The organism is Carboxydothermus ferrireducens DSM 11255, assembly GCF_000427565.1.
Taxonomy (GTDB): Bacteria; Bacillota; Z-2901; order Carboxydothermales; family Carboxydothermaceae; genus Carboxydothermus; species Carboxydothermus hydrogenoformans.
In genome coordinates, this window is record NZ_KE386559.1 from 1 (window position 1) to 6,098 (window position 6,098).

The 6,098-nt window shown below is 37.6% G+C and carries 5 protein-coding genes, 1 pseudogene and 1 riboswitch; of the genes and pseudogenes, 2 read left to right on the forward strand and 4 right to left on the reverse strand.

Annotated elements, in window-relative coordinates; translation table 11 throughout:
• Positions 1–391 precede the first annotated feature (391 nt).
• A complete protein-coding gene (pstB, locus tag CARFE_RS0112210) occupies positions 392–1,153 on the reverse strand; it encodes a phosphate ABC transporter ATP-binding protein PstB (RefSeq protein WP_011345003.1) in 762 nt (253 codons plus the stop codon).
• Between the two features lie 402 nt (positions 1,154–1,555).
• Positions 1,556–1,966 carry a hypothetical protein gene (locus tag CARFE_RS0112220; protein WP_028052939.1) on the reverse strand — a complete coding sequence of 137 codons (411 nt, stop codon included), beginning with the start codon at positions 1,964–1,966 and terminating at the stop codon, positions 1,556–1,558.
• A 167-nt stretch (positions 1,967–2,133) separates the two neighbouring features.
• Between CARFE_RS0112220 and CARFE_RS16225 the strand changes: the two genes are divergently transcribed.
• The gene (locus tag CARFE_RS16225; RefSeq protein WP_154652770.1) at positions 2,134–2,280 is read left to right on the forward strand and encodes a hypothetical protein; all 147 of its coding nucleotides are present in this window, start codon (positions 2,134–2,136) and stop codon (positions 2,278–2,280) included.
• Positions 2,281–2,477: 197 nt separating this feature from the next.
• On the opposite strand, the gene CARFE_RS0112230 is transcribed toward CARFE_RS16225, so the two are convergent.
• On the reverse strand, positions 2,478–2,759 hold the full coding sequence (locus CARFE_RS0112230) for a hypothetical protein (RefSeq protein WP_028052940.1): 282 nt from the start codon (positions 2,757–2,759) through the stop codon (positions 2,478–2,480).
• Positions 2,760–3,175: 416 nt separating this feature from the next.
• A riboswitch (cyclic di-GMP riboswitch) is annotated at positions 3,176–3,265 on the forward strand.
• Positions 3,266–4,243: 978 nt separating this feature from the next.
• On the opposite strand from CARFE_RS0112230, the pseudogene CARFE_RS16945 reads away from it, so the two are divergent.
• Positions 4,244–5,032, forward strand: a pseudogene (locus CARFE_RS16945) (methyl-accepting chemotaxis protein); the annotation flags it as partial.
• Positions 5,033–5,543: 511 nt separating this feature from the next.
• Here CARFE_RS16945 and CARFE_RS15170 read toward each other — a convergent pair.
• Positions 5,544–6,098: DUF1848 family protein (locus CARFE_RS15170; protein WP_034542140.1), on the reverse strand; the 555-nt coding region annotated here is incomplete at its 5' end.

Below are 6,098 nucleotides of genomic sequence, written 5' to 3' on the forward strand. Positions count from 1 at the left end.
TCTTGCGATTTTTTGGGGACCCCGTTATAAAAACCTGTTTGCACAGGTCAGGTCCTATGAAAGGGTCAATCCAAGCTTTTATTCCCTTCCGTACCCTTACCGAGTACGGGCCGCTTGCCGTTATTCCCTTGCCAAGGTACCTGTCGCTTTCGGCGTTTCCCGCCGTCGGCGACGTCTCTTAATTTATCATATCTCTGCGTCCCTTGTCAAGCGGTTTTTTACCTGCTTTTTTGCTTCCGGTCCTTGCCGCTGACGCCGTGACGCTTTTTTAATATATCAAATTCCTTTACCTTTTTTCAAGGGTTATTTTCCCGTAATTTCCCTCCCTAAAAGGGTGTGAAAAACCAAAAAACGCCGGTAAACTCTTTTACCAGCGTTTTTCGACATTTTTTTAGCCAAAGCGACCGGTAATATAATCTTCTGTCCGGCGATCCCGGGGCTTAGTAAAGATAACCTCGGTCCTATCCATTTCAATTAATTCACCATTCAGGAAAAAGGCGGTTCTGTCGGAAATTCTCGCAGCCTGCTGCATGTTGTGAGTAACAATTACTATCGTGTATTTTTTCTTTAATTCCTGAATAAGTTCTTCAATTCGCATAGTAGAAATCGGATCCAAGGCTGAAGTTGGTTCATCCATTAAAAGCACTTCCGGTTCAATAGCTAATGCCCGGGCAATACAAAGTCTTTGCTGCTGGCCCCCGGATAAACCGGTAGCAGGTTTATGAAGCCTATCTTTCACCTCATCCCACAAAGCTGCTCCGCGAAGGCTCTTTTCAACGATTTCATCTAATTTTCTCTTATCTTTTAACCCGTGAATTTTGGGTGCATAAGCTACGTTTTCGTAAACTGATTTAGGAAAAGGATTTGGAGATTGAAAAACCATTCCCACTCTTTTCCTAAGTTCTACAACATCAAAATTTTCCTTATAAATATCAACACCATCAAATAAAATTGAGCCTTCAATTCTTACCCCTGGAATTAAGTCATTCATACGGTTTAAAGTTCGTAAAAAAGTCGATTTTCCGCATCCAGAAGGACCAATTAGGGCTGTAACCTCATTTTTATAAATATCCAAACTTATGTTTTTTAACGCTTGAAAGTTACCGTAATATAAATTTAAATCCCGAACTTTAATTTTAACATCAGACAGCATCTCTTATCCTCCAATGCTGCATTAAGTATCAATAATAATATCTTACCCTTTCATGTAGTTAGATGATAGCACTTTTTCGTTAGCTTAACAAGGACCATCAACTTGAGCTCTACACCAGGGTTTTCCCATGTAATCCATTATAATAGAGTTTTTTTTAGTTTGTATTACGTCTCAATTAAATTTATCTTAACATAACACATTTCTTTTCCAGTTAAACTTTTCCCTTCCACCATTTTCAGCTTTCAGTCCATGAAAAAATAAATAAGGTATTGATATTTTATTTAAATAGTGGTATAAAAATACAATAAGCACACAACCTTCTCTTTTTGCCCCCGGAGTCTTCTCCGGTTATTTTTTTATGTATACAAAAAAGCCTGCCTGAAGCAGGCTTGAACAATTTTCTTAAAATTCCCCTCTAAACTCAAACACCTTTTTCCCGGATACCGCCCTGTCTTCAATATAATTAGCAATTTCTTCTAACATGTATAAGAAATAATAATTATAAAGTCGGGTAAATTTCTCAACAATTTCATGATACCCTTCTACCGGCCACCGTTCCCCTTTCTCATCCATTTCCGTATTTTCTAAATAAAGCCGGTTAAACTCATCCTTTAGTTTGGCAAACTCTTTTTGCTCCAGGTACTGCCGAATGAGCGGAACATCTTCAACCTTTAGTCGCAGAATTTCATAACCACCTTTGTTTTCGTACTCACCAATCCCGAGCTTCTTCGGAACCCGGTAAAGTTCCGGATCCTGAAGCCCCGCTACATACTTCCAGACCGTCTCATCTTCACAGTAAACGTATTTACCCACCGGCAGCCCTCCCGCAAAATTAAGTTCATTATATTATTTCTCCTTCTCCTGTTTTTTTCCTGCTAATCAGGTATAAACAAAAGAAGGATTTTGTCAAATTTTGTTCAATAATATATTTAGCAATATTTTCTTCTTCTACCATTAATGCTTAATCAGGAAGTTCGCCTTTGCTATACGACCTTGATACCACCGATTTTTTAAAAAAACTTTCCTATCTTCAGAGCTATGAAAAACAACTTTTGGAACGTTTTTGCAGTTACGCTCAGCGAAAAATCCTTAAGTATCATGCCATCTCCCGTAAGCCAGACAGCTAACAGATAAACTGTCTCTCTCCTTTCAAAAGTAACATTCTTAAACATTTCCATTCATATAAAACTTTGCCAATTGTATTAATATTTGCTTTACCTAATTGGATTTTCCAAACAAGTAAAAGTCTATCTCCTTCAAATAAACAATTTTTATTTTTTAAAGGAGCTTACCTTCCGAATTATTTTTTTCTACCCCAATTTCCTTAATAAAAGATCTCCTCTAAATTCGCATTCAAATACTCTACCGCTGCTTCTTCCTGCCTCTCACTTCGTGCAGAAGTTTCCACCACAAAACCTACTGTCCAACCCTTGCGGGAAATAATACCATAAACTTCTCCCCGCTTTAAAACAAAACCTTCTTTTTTCGGCAAATCAGGATTCAAGTAAGTGGTCCTGCAGATGCAAACAAATGGCCCCACCAGATACTGAAGGGCTGTCGTACCTCCAGTGATATTTACTACTACATAAGCATCGGAAGCCAGCAAATCTTTTAAACTTCTCCAGACCTCTTCCGTTCGGTAAAAAGCAGTAAAAGGATCATCAACAAGAAAAAGTGAATATCCTACCGTATAACCTGCCTTTTTCCGTGATTTCTAGAAGCTTTTCTTTTCCTTTTTCTGAAGTAAGGCAAAATAAAAAATCCAGCTTCACATGATAAAGCGCTGAAAATAATAATCCTGGGGACATACCCAGCGGAGAAATAAAAACTCATCTGCGCTTTTCCTTTCATTTACAGTATTTTCAACTTCGCTTTTGCTTCTTTAGAATACTTCTCTCACTCAAAAAATTTTTTACCACATAAACTACGAGTAACTTTTCATGCTGAAAATCTTCTTTGTAAGAATTTTGTAAGAAATTTCTTCAAAACTACTTATAGTTAGTAAAAATTTCAACATTCATTTCCCGATAAAGGCAAACCCGGCGAAAGCCGGCGACGCAAAGCTACAGGGGCTAAGGTAGTTTTTCGCTACTATGCCAGCCAGCTGCCGAAGGTTTAAGGGAGAGGAAACCCTTTTGCCTTGCGGCAGAAGGGTTTTTCTATTTTATTTGCAGCATTAACCATTGAAAAGAAAGGAGGGATAAAAAAATATCTAATAAACCTAAAAAAACAAAAGTCTGTTTGTAAAAAATGCGGAAACGAGTTTGAGTATGTATCGCGCAAAAAACGTAAACTTTGTCCCGATTGCGTTAAGCCAAATATGATAATGCAAAAGAACACGAAAGTCTGTGTTTTACCTGCTACAACGCTACCTCTTTAAGATTTAGCTGGGTTGATAGGTTGGAAATAATCTGGGATAAGGCTGAAAAAATTACGCTCAAGCTGGAACAGGATAAAGGGACTTATACGTTAATTTAAAGTAAGAAAATGTAAAATGTATGCGACTTCTGAGGTGGTAAGTAAAAAACTATTTAGGGGGAGGAATAAAACATGAAAATCAGCACAAGTCTTAAAATTATACTTTCAGTGCTTCTCGTTTTTTCGTTAATCAACTTATTTGCGGTCTATTCATATTTAAATGGAATGGTAAATGATAGCAGAATGGTGAACTATGCTGGCGTAGTAAGAGGAGGTGTTCAGCGACTTATTAAGTTAGAAATGTCAGGCAAACCATCCAACGAATTAATTTCCAAAATAGATAAGGTGATAAGCGGTCTAATTAATGGCGATAAAGAGCTGCAATTACCAAAAGTAACAGATCAAAAATTTATTACCCAAATAAAAGAAGTTGAAAAAGCATGGCAAAGTTTAAAAGAATCAATCAACAAGGTAAGACAGGGTAAAGCTCAACCTGAAACTCTTTTACTGGAAAGCGAAGCATTTTTTGACTTAACAAACAAAGCAGTAACAGCCGCCGAAGAATATTCCAGAGGTAAAGTAATAACACTAAAAACAATTCAAATTGTCCTTTTCAGCATTAACCTCCTTATCCTGGTATTAATCTGGATTTTGAGCCAAAGAAAAATTTCAAAGCCTTTATCTGATTTAACTGAAAAGGTAGAACAAGTAGCTAGCGGAAATCTTCGGGTAACCATAGTTTATAACAGCAAAGATGAAATTGGGGTTCTTGCCAGCAGCATAAACACAATGATACAGTCATTAAGTCAAATAATAAATCATGTAAAAGAAAAATCAAATATCCTTGTCAAAGAATCCGAAGGTCTCTCAAGTACTTCCGAAAATATGGCGGCCTCTTCCCAGGAAGTTGCTAAAGCAATGCAACAGGTTTCTGCTGGAGCTTCTACCCAATCTCAAGATTTAGCAAATATCGCAGCGCTAACAGAAGATACAGCGACAAAGGCAAATTCAGGAAAAGAAGAAATGGATAATCTTGTAAAATCGATTCAGCAAATAAAATCCTCGTTCGAGCTGGTTGTTGAAAAGGTAAAAATTTTGGCTTCCTCAATAATGAATATAAGCAGCGTAGCAAACACAATAACCGAAATTTCTGACCAGACTAATTTGCTAGCTTTAAATGCAGCCATTGAAGCAGCCCGGGCTGGCGAAGCTGGAAAGGGATTTGCAGTAGTTGCCGAAGAAGTAAGAAAACTCGCCGAAAAATCCAAAAGTTCGACCGACGAAATTACTAAAATAATTTTCTCCGTACAAAATGATGCCAATGAGGTAATTAAAACCTCAGAAAATGTTGATAATTTCATAAAAGAGCAAGTTAAAGCGGTAGAAGCCTCTGTAATGGCTTTTGGAGATATTTTACAGGCCGTGGACGAAATAGCTGAAAAGATACAGCAAATAAGTGCCGTAACCGAAGAAAACTCTGCTGCCTCCGAAGAAGTTGCAGCTACATCTGAAGAGCTTTCAGCATCCTCTGAAGAGCTGGCAGCAGTTGCTCAAAATTTAAGTTTAATTGCCAACGAACTAGAAAATGCTATTAATCAATTTAAAATATAACTACAGATAAAGCCCTGCCAGTTTGGCAGGGCTTTTACTCAACTTCAACTAATTTTATCCGCCCGCTCAGGCTTATATTTAACATTTGATAAACCAGGCTGCCAGCCCCCATTTTCTGAACTTTTCCATTAATTAACAGGCAAGATTAATAAAGCTATTTGTAAGCAAATTATACTTAGCAGCAAATTTTGCTATTAGAGAATAAAATCGCTCCCTGCCAAAACCTTTAAAGAGCTTGTCTGGAACAGGATAATCCAATCGCGGTTACGCATAAGGACAACCTCATTCAAACTCAACAAGTTTAACCCTCTTTACCCGGCTTTTATACTTTTAAAAAGTCTTAAACAACAACTAATAATTTTTAAAACAGCGTCCGTTCCTCCTTATCACCCTCATATTTCCCAATTAATATTGGAGATGTAGGGTCATGTTTTTCATAATTTTTCTTCCCCGCTTCATAACTTCCTGCATAACAGTATTTACACCCATGCAAACAGGTGTCGTAAATCCCTACATCTTTACTGACCACACAGCCACATTCCTGCCGCTGGCTTTTATCTTTTAGGTGAAGTTTCTTGGGTAAATTTAGTTTAAATATCCGTTCAATATAATCGGCATCAATACATCTACCGGGCACAATACCTGCCTCTGGAAGATAGGCTATATTTTCAGCGCAGCTCTGGATTTCTAAGCCCGTATCACTGGCTTTCTTAGCCATAAAGTAGGCCAAGCTTTTGACAATCACATCCGGGGGCTGATAAATCTCTATCCCTTCTTCTTTCAGCTTCTTAAAGTTTATGGTAGCCTTACGGTACTCATCAACAAAACTTATCACTACACGGGTGGTAAAATCTTTTAATTCATTTAAAATATACGAAAACTTCTCCCGGTGATAGTCACTGCTGTGAACATTGCT

What these genes read in the sequence shown, in the direction of transcription:
- pstB (WP_011345003.1), bottom strand. Translation starts at nt 1,153, where the DNA reads ATGCTGTCTGATGTTAAAATTAAAGTTCGGGATTTAAATTTATATTAC.